Origin of the sequence: Gracilibacillus oryzae, assembly GCF_009498735.1 — a bacterium.
In the GTDB taxonomy this organism is placed as follows: domain Bacteria; phylum Bacillota; class Bacilli; order Bacillales; family Amphibacillaceae; genus Gracilibacillus; species Gracilibacillus oryzae.
Map to the genome: position 1 here is coordinate 1 of NZ_ML762424.1, position 19,078 is coordinate 19,078.

Sequence of the window (19,078 nt, forward strand, 5' to 3'; positions counted from 1 at the left end):
AGCTTCCCGCGCTCGACTTGCATGTATTAGGCACGCCGCCAGCGTTCGTCCTGAGCCAAGATCAAACTCTCAATAAAACTTGCACATGGATGTGCTGATGTCGATGTTGCAACAGGACGTTGCGAACTTAATCGACCTCATTTGATCTGCTCGCTTCTAAAAGCTAGCTTGTTTCTTAAATATTCATTCATACTGGTTGTTTTGTTCAGTTTTCAATGATCAATGTTTATCGCCGTCTCTCAAAAGCGACCTCCTAAATATAACATTTTTCAAAATCTAAGTCAATACTTTTTTTCGAAAAACATTTTCTTTCTTTTTAAGAAGTCGTGTCTCACTAACGCGACTTGAATAGAATATCACAACTACAAAAAGAAAACAACTGGGAATTAATACAAATAACTATTTCCATTCTGTTTTGAATTCTGCAATATACTTATTTCTATAATAACGACAATAATGAAGCAGAGAATTCCTTAGCCTCATTTTCACTCCATTATCTTTTTCATAACCAATATTAATAACTGTCTTCTTTTTTTGTATCTCTCCACCATATTTCACGCACACTAACTTATATTCGTCTTTTCATATATCGTGCTCTTACACCAATTCAATGGAATCAGCAAATAATACATGAAATGATTTTCGTTTCAATTCCAATTGAAATATAATGATAGAAAGAATATTTTTAAGGAGTTTTTCTATGGCATTTCAGATGAAGATAATGTTAGAGAACGAAAATCCACCTGTTTGGAGAAGAATTCTCATTGATGAATCCATCACATTCGAACAATTACATGATGTCATCCAAGTATTATTTGATTGGGATAATGTCTCTTGGCATATCTTCCAGGCAAGGGATGATTCTGGTGAACCGCTAATAATCAAACCCGCTATTGATGAATTAGCAGATATGGCTGGAACAGATAGTGATGATATTCAGCTAGGATCAGTTTTTCATCAGCCTAATGATAAATTGCATTACATTTATGATCTGGAAAAAGAATGGAGACATGAAATAGTTTTAGAGAGGATCTTGTCAAGTTCTCCTCACACATATCCTGTTTGTATAGAAGCTAAAGGAAATGCTCCTGAGGAGTCTGGATTATTGGACGAGTTGTTTGCAGAAATAGAGGAATTGTCAGAACAGGAACTGCTGGAAATAATTAATAGCGAATTAGTAGAGATGCAGGAGTATTTCCATTATGACACAAATGAACCTGCAATGGAGCAATGGGTTCACCTTTATAATTGGGTAGATAAATTCAAGCAGCTGAAACCGTGGAGATACTTAGATGATGGACAAATAATAGCTATTTGGGCTGAATCCATTCAAGATTATGTCTATTGTTCCGTAATGGGACATGCGGAGATTCATTATGGCATTACCTGCTATATCGGCGGACAAGGTTTGACCTCATTATTATCTACTATAGATCAACAAGAACTTGATCAATTAACGATATTATTAAACCAGCGTGCTGTTACGTTAAATTTACTTAATCGAAATGAATTAGAAGATGAGGAATATCAACTGATAAAAAGCATTGGCAGATCCTATCGAGGCAAAAATCAATGGCCTGCTTTTCACAGTTTAGTTCCTGGTTATTATTTATGGAAACCAGACAAGGATGAAGTAAGCTTATTATTAGAAATTTACCCGCAGTTATGGAATGTGTTAAAAAGAGTTGCGAAAGGTGATTTGAATATTCCTCAAAGCATAGAAGAATGGTATGCGTTATATAAAGACCAAGAAGGAAAGTGGATTGATTCGAACGTATCTGTTGAAAATCAATACCAAAAAGCAACCAAATCACCGGAATGTCAATTAGAAGTTTCTGAATTGGATTTAACTCGTTTGAAGAAACAGTTGCCGAAAATCAAGCAAGAATTAGAAGTGGCAGCCGTTCCTTTTCCAGAGCCTGTTCAGGAACACCCAAAGGCCAGGCCATTCTTTCCATTTCTGTTCTTAGTTGTTGATGTTGAGACACAATTAGTGCTCTATCAAGAGATGATTCGAATGGATGAAAGTATTGCTACAAAACAAGCTATGTTGACAAGTGCAATTAATCAGTTGAAAGCCATTCCCAATATCATTTATATGGATGATTTACTTTTGGCTGAGGAACTGGCACCTGTTGCCGCTAAGATGCAGATTAACTTAGAAATAGTCGACCAATTACAAAACGTAAACACAGTTATTGAGGAAATATTAGAAATGATGGATCCTCGCAATGAAGATAATTTACCATTTTAATTTGGATAAATGCTGACACTAATTTTTTATCTCTTATAACCTCCCTACAATATAAAGAATCGGGTGTAAAGGGGAATGGTTCACCATTCCCCTAACTCGATCCCTTGACAGAAATGAACTTCACCCCTAAATTGTTTTTCTTTAATGAATATTATTGATGTTTTGTAAAACTATAAGGTAGAGCGACAGGCGTTTATTTTAAACATTACGAATAAAAAATTCCAAGATTCAAAATTATCTTGAATTCAAATATTTCGACACACGAAATAAATAGATTTATAATAGACATCTATTCAATAATATTTCGAACTAAAGGAGAAGATATATATGAGCTTTTCAGGTAAAGTTGTATTAATTACAGGAGCAGCTGGCGGCATTGGAATTGCAGCTGCAAAAGCATATGCAAAGGAAGGTGCTAAATTAGCATTAGTAGATCTTTCCAAGGAAGCATTAGAGGATGCAGCTAAAGAAATTAATGCAAGTGATGTTTTACTGCTTAGGGCAGATGTTTCCAAAGAAGAAGATGTAAAACAATATGTAGAAGAAACCAAAAATAAATTTGGACAAATTGATGTTTTTGTTAATAACGCAGGTATTAATGGAAAGTTTGCAAACATTGATGAACAAACTGCAGAAAACTATCAAGCTGTATTCGGTGTCAATGTTATGGGTGCTTTCTTTGGCTTAAAATATGTATTGAAGGTAATGAAAGAACAAAAAAGTGGTGCGATTGTTAATACTGCTTCAAACGGCGGTCTGTTAGGCGCTCCGGGGATGAGTGCTTATGTTGCATCTAAACATGCGGTAATTGGTTTAAATAAAACAGCTGCATTAGAGGCTGCTGATTACGGCATACGCGTGAATGCGGTAGCCCCATCAGGTGTCGATACACAAATGATGCGCTCCATTGAATCCAATGCAATGCCGGGAATGAATCGTTATGCGACTGCAGAAGAAATTGCAGACTTAATGGTATTCCTGTCTTCTGAGAAGGCGTCCTTTATTTCTGGTGCTTATTACAGAATTGATGGTGCTCAAGGAGCAACTTCCGTATAATTAATATATTGATGGTGAAGCAGGAATTCATTCGTTATTGATCAACGAATGAATTCTTTTTCATCTTTTAACTCTTCGTCTTCTACTAAGATCCTATAAAAAGATTAAAGATTCTATCAGGAAAAAATTCAAGCCCATTTCCCTGTTTCAGTTTTATGTGATGCTTGAGAATAAGGGGCGCTTTACTAACGTTCATCTTTGAGAGATTATATGATATGTAAGTGAAAAAAGTGTGCATTATAGTTGCTTATGCACACTTTTCCTAATTTTAAAAAATCTATCAGCTAATGAAGACTCAAATTATTACCGGGAACGCTTAAGTAGATGCTAGATAAAGTGAGGCTCTAATCATTGGTTTTTGAACACAACTTTTTCTTCCCTTCCTCTATTTATTTCCCGATAAACATCTGTGTCCAGTACGTGTTATAACTTCCACCTTCCACATAGCCAACCCCTATATGGGTAATGCCCTCACGTAAAATATTCGCGCGGTGGCCATCACTATTCATCCATGCATTAACCACCTGCTCAGGGGTTTGCTGACCTGAGGCAATATTTTCTGCTGCGGTAGAATAGTCAATATCAAATTCACTCATCATCTGAAATGGGGAACCATAGGTTGGAGAAGTATGAGCAAAATAGTTATTATCCCTCATATCAGCTGATTTGAGTTCCGCTACTTCTGCTAATTCGGCATCAATCTCAAGTGGTGCCAAGCCACGGCTTGTCCGCTCCTGGTTCGTTAAACGGACTACTTCTTCCTCATAAGTACTTTCTGTTTCTTCTGGCATAATGCCATCCTCATAATCCATTACTCTTTTTAACATAACGGCAAATTCTGCTCTCGTGATCTCATCATCCGGACGTATCGTTCCATTTGGATACCCATTCATCAATCGGTTGGATGCTAAATTTGTGATGGCCTCTTCCGCCCAGTGTCCTTTTTTTAAATCAGAAAAAGAACGATCAATTGATCCTGCATTGATAGAATAAGCATTATCGAAAATGACTGCGGCCTCTGCCCTGGTAATGGAATGAGTTGGTCGAAAGGTGATGTCCGGATATCCTTTAACAATTTGTAGTGCAGCTGCAGTATCAATTATCTCTTTATAAAAATAATCCTCACTCACATCAGAAAAAGTGCTGTCAAACGTACCTACCATCTCTCTGTAATTTGCTAGTACGATCAATTTCGCCACTTCGGCACGGGTGATGGACCGGTTCGGGGCAAATTCCTCACTGTTTACACCATTAATGATATCCTTCTCATGTAATTCATTAATCGCATCTTCCGCCCAGGGGACTTTTTGCAGATCATTAAAAGCAAGGGATGTTAATGGCATGCTAAAAAAAAGAACTGCAAACAGTAATAGTGCAATACTTTTCCTGCTATCTAGTATTCTCATAAGCTTTCCTCCTTTAAAATAGTATACTTTTTTTATTCCATCCTATATTATAGATGAAACCTGAATTTTCTGCCGCATTTTTTACAAAATTGTAGTTTGATTGAAAAAAAGCTGAAGTACCTGCATCAAAAACAGTATACTTCAGCTTTTTCGCTATAATATGTGGGAAAATTCCCTGCGATGGTAGACACTCTCTAAAGCTTTGATATATAAGTCCTGCTTAAAATCAGGGAATAATTCATCAACAAAGCATAGTTCAGACATCGAAGACTGCCACATCAGAAAGTTACTTATCCGCTTTTCTCCACCAGTTCTGATCAAAATATCAGGATCAGGCAAATCTTTTGTATATAAGTAGCCTTCAAACACACGCTCATCTACTTGGTCAATCGAAAGATTCTTATCCTTCACATCCTTAATAATATGAGAAATTGCCTGGACAATCTCACTCCTGCCACTATAATTCAAGGCAAAATTAACAATCAGTCCTGTGTTATCCTCTGTTTCCTTCATTGCTTTCAACACGACTTCTCTCGTCTTTTTAGGCAGGTTCTCGATATCGCCAGAGATTAGAATTTTAATATTCCGTCTCATAAACTCTGGCAGTTTTTGATTAAAGAATTTAATTGGCAAACTCATCAAATAATTCACCTCTTCTTTTGGCCGTTTCCAATTCTCTGTAGAAAAGGCATACAGCGTTAAAATCCTAATTCCCAGCGCTGCACTTGCATCAATGAGTTCCTCCATCGTTTGGGAACCTGCATAGTGACCTTCACTCCTGCTTCTGCCATGAAGTTTCCCCCAACGGCCATTTCCATCCATAATGATTGCAACATGTTCCGGAATTGTATTCATACGGCTTCCTCCTTACTTTAATTCAAGTTCCTGAAGTCTTTTTACTACTTGCTGTTTCTTCAAATTAAAAGATTGCCATGTATCCAGATCAAGGTCTTCTATCATTTGTTTGCGGTCTGTTAACAGACTTCGTAACTCTGGGTAATCTGGCTCCATTTCATATAATGTAATCAACCCATCAATTCCTGAGTAGGATAATGAGTTTAAATAATAAATATCCATTTTCTTTGTTTGTTGATAACGTTCCAGGTTATTATTAACAATCATTTCTTCCAGGTTGACCGCATTTAAACCAGTGTAAAAAAGTAATGCTGCTATAAGATAAAAATGCGATAGTGAAATCTTCTCCAGCCAGACACGGAAGAATGTGTAAGCAAAGATCACAATAAGAAACAACATAAATGCATGGGCAAGAATTCGATCCATCGTAAAACCATATGCATTCTCATACATACTTAGTCGTAAATATGCTGAGGCAAGCATTACACCACTTGTAACAATTAAAAGAGAATACATGATTTTCATAAAATAACTGCCAGACTTTCGCTTTATACGGACGAGCTTGAGACAAATTAACAATAATGACCAGTTGATCACAGTTACGACAACAAGTTCGAAAAATCCTCTGCGCGCATACTCAGCAAAGGTAAAGTCGGCTTGAATCGCTTCTCCAAAAAAATACTTAAATTGAATAACAGCAAATAATAGATAGATACTGTTTAACAGCACGACAACAGTACCGGCAATTACGCCATCCCAGCTTATCGGCTTATGACCATTGGCTGGTCTGCCCAGTGGAATCACATACCGTTTTCTTAGTGTCTGGAATGCTGAGAAGAACAATAAAGTTAACAGAATGACAGCAATCACCCGGAAGAATCCCTCAAGGAAATTCATTCCTAAAATAAATCTGGGAACTTCCATGATCACATTTCCAAAATTTTCATCAGCAGATACCAAAAGGCCGACAATCACTAACAATAACGGTCCTCCAAGCAGTAATCCAATCACAATTCGTTTTACTGTCAGTAAAGCAGCTTTACTCATTCGTCTGAAGAGGGTTCTTTTTAAAATAAATTTCACCCATCTTTTGCCATAGCCGAATGTTTGTGTGAACTTCTGAGTTAATTGATTAACAAAAATGGTGGATATCCAGTCAATGTTATTCGGTGTTGTCATCAAAACGATATGGATAAATACCAACACAGGGATCACTAAAATATTCAAATCATAAAAAATTTCATTATCGTAAAATAAATAAGAAGCCGCCAACACCCAGATCATAACCATCAGCAACAATCCAATTCGGCGATGGGAAAACTTTATCCCCAACCGGGAAAACAAAATAAGATAAAAAGCTGCGATAAATATGATATAGGAAATTCCTATAACACCATGAAAAAAACTAAGCTCTGCCAATATACCAAGACCTAGACAAACAAATAAAAACAGGAAACTTTTTTGACGTTGTTTCACATTCATACACCACCATTTAGTTTTTCTATATACATAGCTTTTCTATGTATATAGATAAAAAAATACATTATTTCTGATATTCCAGGGCAAGGTGCTAAACGGAAGCTTTCCTTCCCCAGCGATATCCAATCCAGCTAATCGGGTACAGGACCAATGTCAGTAATATACATACCAATATAAAAGGACCATTTAAAAGCGGCTGAAACCATTCATATGGTACAAGTTTAAACACAATTAAGTACATTAAAATAAGATTTGGTATAACTGCATATGTAAAAGTTCTCTGAAGTATTTTCAATCCACCGCTGCCAAATTCTTTCCCAATCTCGTATCCAAGTAAGCCCCAAAAGCCCATATACACGATAATGATGATCGAAGGTATAGCTGTAAGCCATTTCCACAAAACTTCAATCCATTCTACCTCGTATATATTATAGAGAATGGTAAAAATAATTCCGCCAGCAAACAGGAGGACATTTAATACAACAAACAACAGCTGCATCTTTTTCGGTGTTACTGTCGCCTCATCTTTCCAGATGCTTGCGATCTCTTCTGGTGTTCCTAACCTTTTGACAATCTCATCATAGACTTCTGTTATGTCCTCTTCCTGCAAAAGTTCATATACATGAGATTGATACTCTTCCATAATCTGCTGCTTTTCAGGGTGTTTTCCAAGAGCCTGATCAAGCTCCTGAAAAAACCGTTTATCGCCTGCTGTCACGACTCACTTCTCCCGATCAGGTTATTCATTACCTGAACATAACGATGCCATTCTTTTGTTTTGGCTTCCAGTATGCTCGTGCCTTCATCGGTAATACGGTAATATTTCCGGGCAGGACCCTTTTCTTGATTTTGCCAATAGCATTCAATATACTCTTGCTTCTCCAGCTTATGAAGAGCGGGATATAAGGTACCTTCCTTAAGCTGCAAATTATGGTCACTGCGGCGATCCATTTCCTTCACAAGCTCATAGCCATACATATCACGTTCCTGTAATAACTGCAGAACAAGCAGTGATGTGCTTCCTTTTACCAATTCACGATCAAACATTTTCTCACCTACCTAGATTTATTAGGTAAGTGTAGTATATAGAATTTCGAGGTAGTTGTAAAGGGGAGATTTGGAAAAAGTTTTGTAATACTGAACGTAACGAGTAACTTATTCAGCGCACCATTAATTGTACAACCAGAAATTCACGATGACCGTCATCCTAATCATCATCTCACTAACATAGCTCCTCCCTTCGATTCTCAATTGTTGTCTGCTCACAACAATAAATTATAGGTTTCTTTCCGAAATTTTATTTACCCGAATCATTTGACAGCGTTTTCTAAATAAGTTACAATTTTTCTCAACAAGTTAATTATTTAATGTGTCGGAGATATGGAGTCCACACTGCAATATTTATACTTTCCTAGGAAGAGGTATGAAAATTGCTGGTGTGGGCTTTTTTTCACTTCGATCATGCACGTGCATTTCTTGTTGATTATTCCCTATAAAGTGAGACTTTGATCAATGGGGGTTTTTTAGATCCCCCACTGATCACTAGCGAAACTTATCAGGATGCTTAGCGTCCGTTATCCCCCACTTACTTTCTTCGTGTTACCTGAGACTTGAGTGGGTATTACAACGGTTAGCGCTGTGATTAATCTAGCAAAGGGTGAAAAAAATGTCTGAATTCTTAGCTGAACTCATCGGAACAATGATCCTGGTTATCTTTGGCGGAGGTGTTGTTGGTGGAGTTGTGTTAAAGAAAACAAAAGCTGAAGGCGCAGGATGGGTAGTCATCACAATTGGATGGGGATTGGCGGTTACAATGGCAGTCTATGCTGTAGGAAATTTCTCAGATGCTCATGTGAATCCAGCAGTTACTTTAGGTTTTGCCTCCATAGGAGAATTTCCATGGAGTAAAGTGCCAATGTATATTTCAGCTCAACTACTGGGTGGGCTTATTGGCGGAATTATCGTCTTTCTTCAATATTTGCCACATTGGGGAGTTACGGAAGACAAGGCAGCAAAATTATCAGTTTTTTCAACAGATCCAGCTATAAGAAGTACCCCATCAAACTTATTGAGTGAAATTATCGGTACATTTGTATTGGTAATGGGGCTGTTATTTATTGGAGCCAATGATTTTACAGACGGGTTGAATCCTGCGATAGTAGGTTTATTAATAATTGCAATTGGTATGTCTTTAGGCGGAACAACTGGTTATGCCATTAACCCGGCAAGAGACCTGGGACCACGAATTGCTCATGCAATATTGCCGATTAAAGGAAAAGGAGGTTCAGATTGGGGCTATGCGGCAATTCCTGTATTAGGACCAATTATTGGGGGAGTATATGGTGCCGCGTTTTATAATGCATTCTTTACAGGTAATATGACAAGCTTATTTTGGGTAATGTCTGTGGTTATTTTTATTATTATTATTACCGCTGTTGTCCATGAATTTAAAAAAAGTGAGACGAAAATAACCAGTAATAAAACCAATGAAAGCGCAGTTTAATTATCATTAAGGGGGAGTAAATGATGAAAAAGTACATTTTATCGATTGATCAAGGCACAACAAGTTCGAGAGCAATCATTTTTAATCAAGAAGGTACTTTAGTTGAAGTAGCCCAGAAGGAATTCGAGCAATTTTTCCCTAAGTCAGGCTGGGTTGAACATGACGCGAATGAAATCTGGACATCCGTATTAGCATGTATTGCAGAAGTACTGCGTAAAGCAGATATCAGCGCCTCCCAGATTGCAGGAATTGGAATTACTAATCAGCGAGAGACAGCAGTAGTTTGGGATAAAAATACAGATAAACCTGTTTATAAAGCCATTGTGTGGCAATCAAGGCAGACAGAAGAAATATGCCGTGAGCTCAGGGAAGCAGGTTATCAGGATACTTTCCGCAACAAAACAGGGTTGTTAATCGATCCATACTTCTCTGGTACAAAAGTAAAATGGATCCTTGATCACGTAGAAGGAGCAAGAGATAAAGCGGAAAATGGGGATCTTTTATTTGGCACGATCGATACATGGTTAATTTATAAACTGACTGGCGGGAAAGTCCATGTAACCGACTATTCCAACGCATCAAGAACCTTAATGTACAATATTTATGATCTGAAATGGGATGATGAATTACTTGATATACTCGGCGTTCCGAAAAGCATGCTGCCTAAAGTAAAGTCTTCATCAGAAGTTTACGGGGAAACAGTAGATTATCATTTCTTTGGCCAGAATGTCCCAATTGCGGGAGTTGCAGGTGACCAGCAAGCAGCACTATTCGGCCAAGCCTGTTTTGAAAAAGGTATGGTGAAAAATACGTATGGAACTGGCTGCTTTATGTTAATGCATACAGGGGAAAAACCTGTTCAATCCCGCCATGGTTTATTAACAACGCTTGCCTGCGGGGTTGATGGAAAAGTTGAATATGCATTAGAAGGAAGTATCTTTGTTGCAGGATCAGCCATACAATGGTTACGCGATGGCCTGCGCATGTTTAAAGATGCTAAACAGACCGAAGACTATGCAACAAGAGTGGAGTCTGCAGATGGCGTTTACTTAGTTCCAGCTTTCGTAGGACTGGGCACACCGTATTGGGATAGTGATGTAAGAGGTGCGATGTTTGGCTTAACAAGAGGAACACAGAAAGAGCATTTTATCAGGGCGACTTTAGAATCCATTGCCTACCAGTCGAAGGATGTTCTAAATGCCATGGTCGAAGACTCAGGAATCGATGTGAAATCATTACGTGTAGATGGTGGTGCTGTTGCGAACAATTTTTTAATGCAATTCCAAAGCGACATTTTAGATCTGCCTGTTGAGCGACCAGAAGTCACGGAGACAACAGCCTTAGGTGCTGCATACCTAGCAGGTCTTGCCGTAGGATATTGGGAAAGCCGTGATGAAATAACCAAACGCTGGAAGAAAGATAAGCAGTTTGATAGTGAGATGAAAGATGAGAAGAGAGATGAGCTTTATAGCGGGTGGAAGAAGGCTGTTGAGGCTGCTAGGGTGTTTAAATAAAACTGCCAGGCAGGAAAAAGTTAGTGAAAAGCACAGACAGATATCCGTCTAAAAAGGGTGGTATAAACATCACCCTTTTTCTATTTTTAAGAAAAGAATTCTAGAGAACGTATAATAATATTCCATTCTGTATCGTCACATGAGAAAGAGAGTTATCCCTCTTTTAAAATCCAAATTCTCTTTCATATGTTTTCTGCAATAAGTAAGCTTGCAGTCCTTTGACTAACGATTGTGCTCTTCTGGCATGATCCTCAGCTTCTGTCAGATTGTCTCGTTTCCGTTCAATTTCTGCCAATAAAGCATACTTCATCCAATTTTCCGGCATTTTTTCAATCCGGTCATGTGCAGCGGTGAAATTCCCTTCTTCAATCAAAATAACAGTTTGATAATAGTGGCGATATTGGACAGGAGCCATTTGATTGATATAGAGCTTCGCTTCTTCTATATCCTTAAAGTACAAAGCTTTCACTACACGATAGGATGCCTGGCGTGATGGTTTTTTAAACTTATGAAGCAGTACTTCCGTCAGCTCCTCCACTTCTTTATCAAGCTTGTTTGCTAAAGCATAAGTCATATAAAAATTCGGATCCTTTTTATTTTTCAACAGAAACCGCTCAATTTTCTTCATATCTGTTTCGTGAAAAATGGTATAAACCAACGGAAATAAAACGGCTATCAGAATAAAAGTAATCACAAGAACAATAACAAATATATTGTTAACTTGAAAATAGTGCAAGGTAAAAAAAGCAATTAAGCTAAGAAAAAAAGTAATGATATATCTCATGAAGGCACCTCATTATTTGATTTTTAAACAGATTAATAGTCTATGTACTTTGTGATATACTCTTCTACCTGTTTGGCTGTTTGAAACCGGTGATCTTGACTTAATAATGTTATCCCATAGGCATCATGATTGGTGTACAAAATTAAAGGATCAGTAAAGCTGGCATAATTGTTAATATAATCAATGCCTGCATTCTGTGTTAATACCCACATATTATTTCCACATGCGAAGTCAAACCATTTCCGAAAAGCTTCTGCTAATTGCCGGCTGTCCGTGATTTCAATAGTAAAACTTGGAACTTCAGCACGATAGCTTTTTCCATCAGAGAATGTGAGAACTTTTCTACCTGAATCTCTGTAATGGATGGAAAAGCATCCTCTATGCTCAAGAATGTCTTCAATAGAATCGTCATATGCTTCAAAGTGAAGGTAAAACGGGAAGGAAAATAGCTTTATTGCAAATTTCTGCATAAGATTACTTGTCGCTTCAGTATAATCCTCATCATCTGTTTGGATGATATATTTTTCGTAATGGCCAGTTGTTTCAAACCAATCGATTTCTGCATTATTATCGTGAAGGATTTCTATTTTAATGCTCGTCTCCTCCTTTTTCTAATACGCCCTAAATATACTTGGAATATCCTTATATCCTCTATTATTTTATCATTTTTCAGCTGAGGAAAGGTTAATTTAATCGCATTATGTAATCCACTTTAATGAATATATTTCTTTCTACAAGCCACTGTAATTTCGCTTGTTTTAACATTCCACCAATAAGTGGTAACCCTTCGACCTGTATAAATGCTGAATAAAGTATTAATCGTTGACTATAAACAAAAATGAATTTATAATATAAAAAGAAACCCAAGCAGCGTTCTGCTTGGGAATTGTAACTACAGACCGCATAAAGAACGGTTGACCATTTGTCAGAAAAAATTTTCTAAGAAATAGCCGCAGACCTTTGCTGAGGGCGGCTATTTCTTTTTGTTTAAAATAACAACAACGATTGTCACAATAAGAGTTAAAGTTGCCAATAATGCAAGACAAAATTGAGCCACTAAACTTAATGCTTCATATGTTGTCATCCTGCCACCTCCCTTCTATAAGGAGAGATGGCCAACCGCCCACCATGCTATGTAGCTACTATTCTATTATACTACTTCTACCATAAAAATAAAGCGAGACTTTGAATTCGCTATTTTTGTGTGAGATCTGTAAATGCAAGCTCACTGTATCATTGCTAATATAAAGAAACAGCATCCTTCATTATTTCAGGTGCTTGCTTCATAAGATAACCTTTCCGTTTCATATGATCCAATCAACATATAACACTTGTTATCATACAAAGACCTCCATATCTCCTGAACAACTTACTCTTTCACAGAACCTCCAATGATCCCAGAAATAAAGAATCTTTGTAAAAATAGAAAGGCAATGAAGATCGGTAATACAGATATGGCTGCACCCATCATTAGCACACCATAATCAATCGATTGCAGTCCTGCTAAAGTTGCTAATGCAACAGGCAGTGTGTACATATCTTCTGTTGTTATCGTAATTAATGGCCACCAGAAATTATTCCACTTTTAGGAATCCGGAATGGACTGCATATTTTGCCGCATCAGGAATATCGCAAACGGATAGGCGATTTGCGACAAAAAAATCGCCGGGTAAGAGTTTAGTGATTAAAACTAGCAATCTTTCATTTTCAGCATTAGCACAGCTAAAACTAATGCACAAGATAACATGATAGGAACCTGTAAAACAAGGATAATCAGGTATTACTGATTGGCTCATAAAATATTGGGTCACTAAATAAACAGATATAATTATCCAAGCCGACGAAATTAGCACCCTCTCCTTCTCTTTATTGTAAACTTAATGAACCAAACGAACCGTCCTTGCGATTCGTGCGCTCGTAGGTTTTGTACGGGCATTTCGTCTACACCATGGCTTCCTTTATTCTTTTCGAAGCGCCAAAGCGCCTGCATTAATTTTTCCCGTGACAGAATTTGTTCCAACATTCCTTATCTCTCCTGCGCGCAGTGTGTCTGTCTCATTATGTGGTGTGATTTTCCACCCTTCTCATGTCCCCAACGGGATTCACCGTTTCCTCCATGAGGAAGGAACTCGTGTTTCTGTGTCATCAAATCATACGTATGCTGAGTGACGCTGCTCCTTGTCTGATTCCACCCTTCCCTGTTCCTCTAGAAGGAACAGGGACTATGGTTTCTGCTGACTTCTGACAGTTCAGCGAATGTTCACACATTCGGTTACGGCAAGTGTACCGCATTTCTGTCAGACCTCCCGGGGTAAGTGCACCTACTTCCTCCCCATATCCTTGCTTTATTTACTACCTATACCCTTCAGCAGTATGGACTTTGATTTGTTATGCAATCTCATCCAAGTATACATAGCCTTGTATGAACTTCGTGTTCCTCAAGGCGGGGATTTGCCTCCGACTTCCTTCAGATTCCAGGTCACCCTAGACACCCTTGTCCTTGGCTAACTGGTACTACTGCCTTCCCAGTTCGGGACTTTAACCCTAAAGCTTGTGCTCATGCCCGACACACATAAAAAACCTTGAAAGGCATGTAGCCAATCAAGGTAATACTGTCTATATCTCAATTTCTTTCCATAACTCTTGAATACTTTTTCCATCTATTCGTCCATCTACAAACAATTCATTTGATGTTTTGAAGGATTGGGAATAGCTATCTCTAACTCTTGTTAAATAGTACCCATTTTTATTTCTACTAATCCAAAAACTTTGGTTTCGATAGTAAAATTGAAACTCCTCTCCCATCGCTACTCTTTGTTTTAATTCTTCATAATCCATAGTATCACTCCTAGATTATCTATTAAACGTACCATCACTATTCCATTTAAAAATATGTTCGTGTGGCCATTCAGGATGAGTCTTCGCATTACCGTGATTAGTATAATCAACGTCTCTCACAGCCCTTCCGTCAGGACCATAAAATCTCCTGGTTTTTATTTCACCAGTTTTCTTGTCTAGGATATCTACTGATGAATTTGGTGTACCCTTAGCAGGATTAGGCACAGATGTTGTAGTTGAATGATTTGCAGTAGGTGTAACATCAATTGTCTTACCTTTATTGGATGTCACTGTTTTCTTAGGAATATTACCGGTACCCTCATTACCTTCACGCCCACCACCACCTCTATCCCCATCCATCTTCGCCTTTTTCCCAAACTGCTGCGATTTGGACTGTAAGTTAGAGAGCCATTCTATCCCTTCTTTTCCACCTGGTATTCGCCGGGAGGCAAAGTCTAAACCTAATCCGAATAATTTCATCATCAGTTCTTGAGGCGGCATTTCTTTGGCGTCTTCTTGTAATTGTTTAAAGAAAGATTTCGGGTCCCGCAGGATGCTGGCTATCTGTTCCGAATTTGCCAGGGTATCTTTGGCTAACAACCCAGTTCCGATTGCTGTAAACCCTGCGCTTATGATGCCACCGCCTGTCGCTAACATGAGTAAAGCGGTGACAAGGGTTGTCGTGAGGATGATGCTTATTTGCTCAAAGGCGGATAGACTTTCCCACCATGCTGATAATCCATCAAATAATCCGGCTAAATAGTAGGGATTTTCTACGGCTATACTGTTCACTGCTAGAAAACTGAGTAACAGGAGGGCACTGATCCCTAACAAATGATAGGCAAGTTGGACATGATGATAAATCTTCTGACGAGGTTTTTCTCTCTCCTTTAATGCCATGGCAAAACCGTAAGCGCGGCGTTCTCTTAGGAAAAGCATCGTGGCTGCCCATTGCTTCGGACTTTGCAGGATACTTTTTATCAGTTCTATTGATTCTGTTACAGGTTCTAATAGCGTTTCATGCGGTAACAGTGGTAAAGCTTTTTTCTCTTGATTTAACGTTCGATAATCTAAGTATACGGCAAGAAACAGGGATAAGACAAATAACCACTTATACCAGTGCCCATATCCTGTGAAGAAATGCAGGAATTCGATGATGATATCCGATGTTAACAAATTGACGTGGCTGTTATAGGCCCCGTGGTCAAATATCGCCCATGATAATAAGAAAAGGGGAACAAGCCAGATCCATTTTCCTAGCTTTTGGCGAAAGTGAACTGCAAAGCCAATCCCTAATGCGGCAAAGCCTGTCCATACATGATGACCTGCCGCTATCACATCTCCATGGATAAAATAACCGGGAAACAGTTCTGCAAAACCCCATTCTTTCGTGTTGTCGTAAATGAGAGAAATAAACATGCCTAGCAATGATTCCCTGGAAGATACCCACGACCTCAGAACTTCCTCCATAAATTGAAAGCCTGTCCCTAATGCAAAGCCAAACAAGGCATAATCCGTTAAACTTAGTTGTCGTTCCTTTCCTGTCACAAATAAAAATAATAAAAGCGGCAGCAGTTTAAATATCTCTTCTACAATTGGTCCAAGTATAATCGCACTCCAGGGTTCTTGTATGGAAGCTGCACCATCTGCCAATAGATAGTGAATCGACCATAACAGTCCGGCACATAAAGGACCAACCAACCAGATACCTGCTGCAAAAAAACGGGCGACATGTGTCCACATGACAGTTTTGCTTCTTGATATGATCCATACTTGCCATAATGCATAATAACTCCAGAACCATATCATCACTGTGTTACGACTTAAGGGTAAAAATAACCAGAAAAATATAGCTACAGGTAACATCAGCCAAATAACCCAGATATAAATCTTTCTGATTCGCTTTAACAATGTGGCATGATCTTCTTTCCACTTATGTATTCGCTCTATCTGCTTCTCATGCCGCTGGATCACTTTTTCTCTAAACGTATGAAGAATGGAAATTACCTCCTTGGTAATATTTACAATTCTATACTAGAGTGGAATGAAGATATTGTCTATATTCTATTATTCTTATCTTTGATTGAGTAACAAAAAGCCGAATCAATTGACATCGTTCAAAAAGAACCAAAGTGAAAAATAAATCAGGATTTTCCCCACCTGGATTTTACCTGCTTCTTCTTTAAATTGATCATATTCTTCGTTTATTTCATTGAGTTTTTCTCCAAATGATTCTCTATTTTTTTGAAAAAAATCTATAGCATCATTTGTTACTTCACTGCTTATACGGATCCAGTTATCTTGATATTCACTTTTAATATCTACAAATTTTAAAAATTCGATTTTTTCTTTATCTTGCATGTATTCTAATACTTTTTCAAGATTATGAAATTCTCTGCTTTTTATATCTTTTTGTTCTACACTCCATTGACCAATTTGTTCACGTACATAGATTTTCAAATCCCCGACATTTTTCCTTTCATCTTTTGCCCACTCACTCCAAATCTTCGCATTATCGATGGTCAGTTCAAACTCAGCAACCAAATCTTCCTGACTTTTCGCATCGATAAACTTTGCTTCCGCTGCTTCTGCCATTTCTCTTAATTGTTCTGCTCCTTCATTATCTACTTGATAACCAATAATGTTAATCAATGGGGCAACATTCGATTCTTTTAATGATTGGATTGCCGCAACAGGGTCACCATCACATGTTTCGATACCGTCACTTACAAGATAAATCGTATTTATATTTTCTTCTCCTTGCAGTTCCTTCCAATCATTTTCCACATATTCAATCGCACTTGCCATTGGTGTCCATCCAGCTGGATTAAATTGGTCTAGTGCTTTATTAAAATTATTACGATCAAAATTCCCTAGAGGATAAACCTCTTCAATTCCTTCACAAGATGCTGGTCGGTCGCTTTCGCTACTGGAGCCTTTATGACCATAAACATATAAAGATACATTGGCTGCTTCCGGCAAGTCTTGGACAAAGTTTTCAATTGCATCCTTGGCGAGCTGCATTCTCGTCTGGTCTCCTTCCAGATTAGCCATACTGCCACTCGCATCTAGTAATATAGCCATATTGTAGTTTTGTTTAACCGTTACAGCTGCTTCTCCATCTCCTTCGTCCACCTCATCAGGCGGAGTAATACCCATCGCTTCCCATTGATCGAGTGCAATGTCAGGAGCCGTCAGTTCCTCTCTAAACAAAGAAAACAAATATAATGTAAACTGATTAATTTCTTCCTCTGGTGTATCCTCTGTAATGATTGGAAACTGCTCCATAAGATTCATTAATTCATCATGTTCTTCAAGATTTTCCGGAAGCTCTGTACCCGAGAATTCACCGATGATAGGATATTCTACAGATTCCATAAAAGTCGTAGGAATTGGCGGATACGTATTTTCATCGTCTATTTGATTGTCTGCTGAAACGTCATTTACCTCCTCGTTTTCCTCCTCTTCATTTATGTCACTTTCTTCAGTAGTTTCTTTTTGTCGAGTAATTTCGGTTTCCTCACTCTCTGAACTTTCTTCCGAACATGCCATGAGCAAGATTAGGCAAAGTATGAATAGACTTATTTTCTTCACGATTATCCCCTTCCATCCAGTTAAGTTCTAAATTATGAAATTTTATCCTTTTTATCATATCATACTAGGGCAATAATTTACCCAAATAATAGGAAATTAACATTAACTTTATTTAAAGATGTGAAAATGTGAAGATACTATGGGAAAGGTTAAGTGAGAATTGCAACGGCAACAATACGATCAAATTACTTAAATGTAGTTAGAATATAAAAAGAAACCCAAGCAGTGTCCTACTTGGGAATTCTAACCACAGACTTCATAAAATCTGGGGAAATTGCTTCATTCATAATGACAGGTGCATGCTTTGTATGGTAATCCGCTTCACGTGATCCATGTAAATCTCTAACGAACAACATTCCTTTAACAGAACTTCCAATGATGCCAGCAATAAAGAATCTTTGTAAAAATAAAAAGGCGATGAAAATGGGTAATACAGATATGGCTGCACCATCATCAGCACGCCATAATCAATTGATTGCAGGCCTGTTAAAGTTGCTAATGCGACAGGCAATGTGTACTTATCTTCTGTTGTTATCGTAATTAATGGCCACAAGAAATTATTCCACTGACGGGTGAACAGGAAAATAGATACAGCTGCAATAGCTGGCACCATTGTAGGTAAGACAACTTTGAAAAAAATCCCCCCCACTACTGCCATCAATTCTTGCCGCTTCAATTAAGGAATTCGGTACCGACTGCATATATTTTGCCGCATCAGACTACTGATTTGCAAACGTTATTTCATCAACAATTAAAATAGAGTGCTTAACTATAATAGATTATTAGGCCAAACTG

The 19,078-nt window shown here is 38.0% G+C and carries 17 protein-coding genes and 1 rRNA gene; 4 read left to right on the top strand and 14 right to left on the bottom strand.

What is annotated here, in order from left to right:
* Positions 1-77, bottom strand: a 16S ribosomal RNA gene (locus tag F9U64_RS00005); the annotation flags it as partial.
* A 623-nt stretch (positions 78-700) separates the two neighbouring features.
* Between F9U64_RS00005 and F9U64_RS00010 the strand changes: the two genes are divergently transcribed.
* A complete protein-coding gene (locus tag F9U64_RS00010) occupies positions 701-2,254 on the top strand; it encodes a plasmid pRiA4b ORF-3 family protein (protein WP_194287229.1) in 1,554 nt (517 codons plus the stop codon).
* A 327-nt stretch (positions 2,255-2,581) separates the two neighbouring features.
* Positions 2,582-3,310: an SDR family NAD(P)-dependent oxidoreductase gene (locus F9U64_RS00015; RefSeq protein ID WP_153400730.1), complete on the top strand. Its 729-nt coding sequence runs from the start codon at positions 2,582-2,584 to the stop codon at positions 3,308-3,310.
* Between the two features lie 389 nt (positions 3,311-3,699).
* Here F9U64_RS00015 and F9U64_RS00020 read toward each other — a convergent pair whose 3' ends face one another.
* The 5 genes from F9U64_RS00020 to F9U64_RS00040 form a co-directional block, all read right to left on the bottom strand.
* A complete protein-coding gene (locus F9U64_RS00020) occupies positions 3,700-4,716 on the bottom strand; it encodes an S-layer homology domain-containing protein (RefSeq protein WP_153400731.1) in 1,017 nt (338 codons plus the stop codon).
* 153 nt (positions 4,717-4,869) lie between these two features.
* Positions 4,870-5,571 (bottom strand): isoprenyl transferase, encoded by a 702-nt coding sequence (locus F9U64_RS00025; RefSeq protein ID WP_153400732.1) that lies wholly within the window; start codon positions 5,569-5,571, stop codon positions 4,870-4,872.
* Between the two features lie 12 nt (positions 5,572-5,583).
* Entirely contained in the window at positions 5,584-7,053 is a 1,470-nt protein-coding gene (locus F9U64_RS00030) for a DUF4153 domain-containing protein (protein WP_194287230.1), read from the bottom strand.
* An 88-nt stretch (positions 7,054-7,141) separates the two neighbouring features.
* Positions 7,142-7,768, bottom strand: coding sequence for an HAAS signaling domain-containing protein (locus F9U64_RS00035; protein ID WP_153400734.1), 627 nt, complete (start codon positions 7,766-7,768; stop codon positions 7,142-7,144).
* Positions 7,765-8,097, bottom strand: a complete 333-nt coding sequence (locus tag F9U64_RS00040; RefSeq protein WP_153400735.1) for a PadR family transcriptional regulator — start codon at positions 8,095-8,097, stop codon at positions 7,765-7,767. Before F9U64_RS00040 ends, F9U64_RS00035 begins: the two co-directional genes overlap by 4 nt.
* A gap of 619 nt (positions 8,098-8,716) precedes the next feature.
* Here F9U64_RS00040 and F9U64_RS00045 point away from each other — a divergent pair.
* Both F9U64_RS00045 and glpK read left to right on the top strand, forming a co-directional pair.
* Positions 8,717-9,553, top strand: coding sequence for an MIP/aquaporin family protein (locus tag F9U64_RS00045; protein ID WP_153400736.1), 837 nt, complete (start codon positions 8,717-8,719; stop codon positions 9,551-9,553).
* A 23-nt stretch (positions 9,554-9,576) separates the two neighbouring features.
* Complete coding sequence (gene glpK, locus F9U64_RS00050; protein ID WP_153400737.1) at positions 9,577-11,067, top strand: glycerol kinase GlpK; 1,491 nt, start codon at positions 9,577-9,579, stop codon at positions 11,065-11,067.
* A 163-nt stretch (positions 11,068-11,230) separates the two neighbouring features.
* Here the strand turns inward: glpK and F9U64_RS00055 are convergent, their stop codons facing one another.
* The 8 genes from F9U64_RS00055 to F9U64_RS00085 all read right to left on the bottom strand — a co-directional run bounded on the left by F9U64_RS00055 (position 11,231) and on the right by F9U64_RS00085 (position 18,944).
* Positions 11,231-11,851 (bottom strand): hypothetical protein, encoded by a 621-nt coding sequence (locus F9U64_RS00055; protein WP_153400738.1) that lies wholly within the window; start codon positions 11,849-11,851, stop codon positions 11,231-11,233.
* A 32-nt stretch (positions 11,852-11,883) separates the two neighbouring features.
* The gene (locus F9U64_RS00060; RefSeq protein ID WP_153400739.1) at positions 11,884-12,321 is read right to left on the bottom strand and encodes a hypothetical protein; all 438 of its coding nucleotides are present in this window, start codon (positions 12,319-12,321) and stop codon (positions 11,884-11,886) included.
* Positions 12,322-12,824: 503 nt separating this feature from the next.
* A complete protein-coding gene (locus tag F9U64_RS22715) occupies positions 12,825-12,935 on the bottom strand; it encodes a putative holin-like toxin (protein WP_228275529.1) in 111 nt (36 codons plus the stop codon).
* Positions 12,936-13,220: 285 nt separating this feature from the next.
* Positions 13,221-13,388 (bottom strand): hypothetical protein, encoded by a 168-nt coding sequence (locus F9U64_RS00065; RefSeq protein WP_153400740.1) that lies wholly within the window; start codon positions 13,386-13,388, stop codon positions 13,221-13,223.
* 1,079 nt (positions 13,389-14,467) lie between these two features.
* A complete protein-coding gene (locus tag F9U64_RS00070; RefSeq protein ID WP_153400741.1) occupies positions 14,468-14,689 on the bottom strand; it encodes a hypothetical protein in 222 nt (73 codons plus the stop codon).
* 15 nt (positions 14,690-14,704) lie between these two features.
* Positions 14,705-16,663 carry a PrsW family glutamic-type intramembrane protease gene (locus F9U64_RS00075; protein WP_153400742.1) on the bottom strand — a complete coding sequence of 653 codons (1,959 nt, stop codon included), beginning with the start codon at positions 16,661-16,663 and terminating at the stop codon, positions 14,705-14,707.
* A gap of 129 nt (positions 16,664-16,792) precedes the next feature.
* Positions 16,793-18,283 (bottom strand): vWA domain-containing protein, encoded by a 1,491-nt coding sequence (locus F9U64_RS00080; protein ID WP_153400743.1) that lies wholly within the window; start codon positions 18,281-18,283, stop codon positions 16,793-16,795.
* Between the two features lie 283 nt (positions 18,284-18,566).
* The gene (locus F9U64_RS00085) at positions 18,567-18,944 is read right to left on the bottom strand and encodes an ABC transporter permease family protein (RefSeq protein ID WP_228275530.1); all 378 of its coding nucleotides are present in this window, start codon (positions 18,942-18,944) and stop codon (positions 18,567-18,569) included.
* Positions 18,945-19,078: the final 134 nt, after the last annotated feature.

What these genes read in the sequence shown, in the direction of transcription:
- F9U64_RS00010 (WP_194287229.1), top strand. Translation starts at nt 701, where the DNA reads ATGGCATTTCAGATGAAGATAATGTTAGAGAACGAAAATCCACCTGTT.
- F9U64_RS00015 (WP_153400730.1), top strand. Translation starts at nt 2,582, where the DNA reads ATGAGCTTTTCAGGTAAAGTTGTATTAATTACAGGAGCAGCTGGCGGC.
- F9U64_RS00020 (WP_153400731.1), bottom strand. Translation starts at nt 4,716, where the DNA reads ATGAGAATACTAGATAGCAGGAAAAGTATTGCACTATTACTGTTTGCA.
- F9U64_RS00025 (WP_153400732.1), bottom strand. Translation starts at nt 5,571, where the DNA reads ATGAATACAATTCCGGAACATGTTGCAATCATTATGGATGGAAATGGC.
- F9U64_RS00030 (WP_194287230.1), bottom strand. Translation starts at nt 7,053, where the DNA reads ATGAATGTGAAACAACGTCAAAAAAGTTTCCTGTTTTTATTTGTTTGT.
- F9U64_RS00040 (WP_153400735.1), bottom strand. Translation starts at nt 8,097, where the DNA reads ATGTTTGATCGTGAATTGGTAAAAGGAAGCACATCACTGCTTGTTCTG.
- F9U64_RS00045 (WP_153400736.1), top strand. Translation starts at nt 8,717, where the DNA reads ATGTCTGAATTCTTAGCTGAACTCATCGGAACAATGATCCTGGTTATC.
- glpK (WP_153400737.1), top strand. Translation starts at nt 9,577, where the DNA reads ATGAAAAAGTACATTTTATCGATTGATCAAGGCACAACAAGTTCGAGA.
- F9U64_RS00055 (WP_153400738.1), bottom strand. Translation starts at nt 11,851, where the DNA reads ATGAGATATATCATTACTTTTTTTCTTAGCTTAATTGCTTTTTTTACC.
- F9U64_RS00060 (WP_153400739.1), bottom strand. Translation starts at nt 12,321, where the DNA reads ATGCAGAAATTTGCAATAAAGCTATTTTCCTTCCCGTTTTACCTTCAC.
- F9U64_RS22715 (WP_228275529.1), bottom strand. Translation starts at nt 12,935, where the DNA reads ATGACAACATATGAAGCATTAAGTTTAGTGGCTCAATTTTGTCTTGCA.
- F9U64_RS00065 (WP_153400740.1), bottom strand. Translation starts at nt 13,388, where the DNA reads ATGTACACACTGCCTGTTGCATTAGCAACTTTAGCAGGACTGCAATCG.
- F9U64_RS00070 (WP_153400741.1), bottom strand. Translation starts at nt 14,689, where the DNA reads ATGGATTATGAAGAATTAAAACAAAGAGTAGCGATGGGAGAGGAGTTT.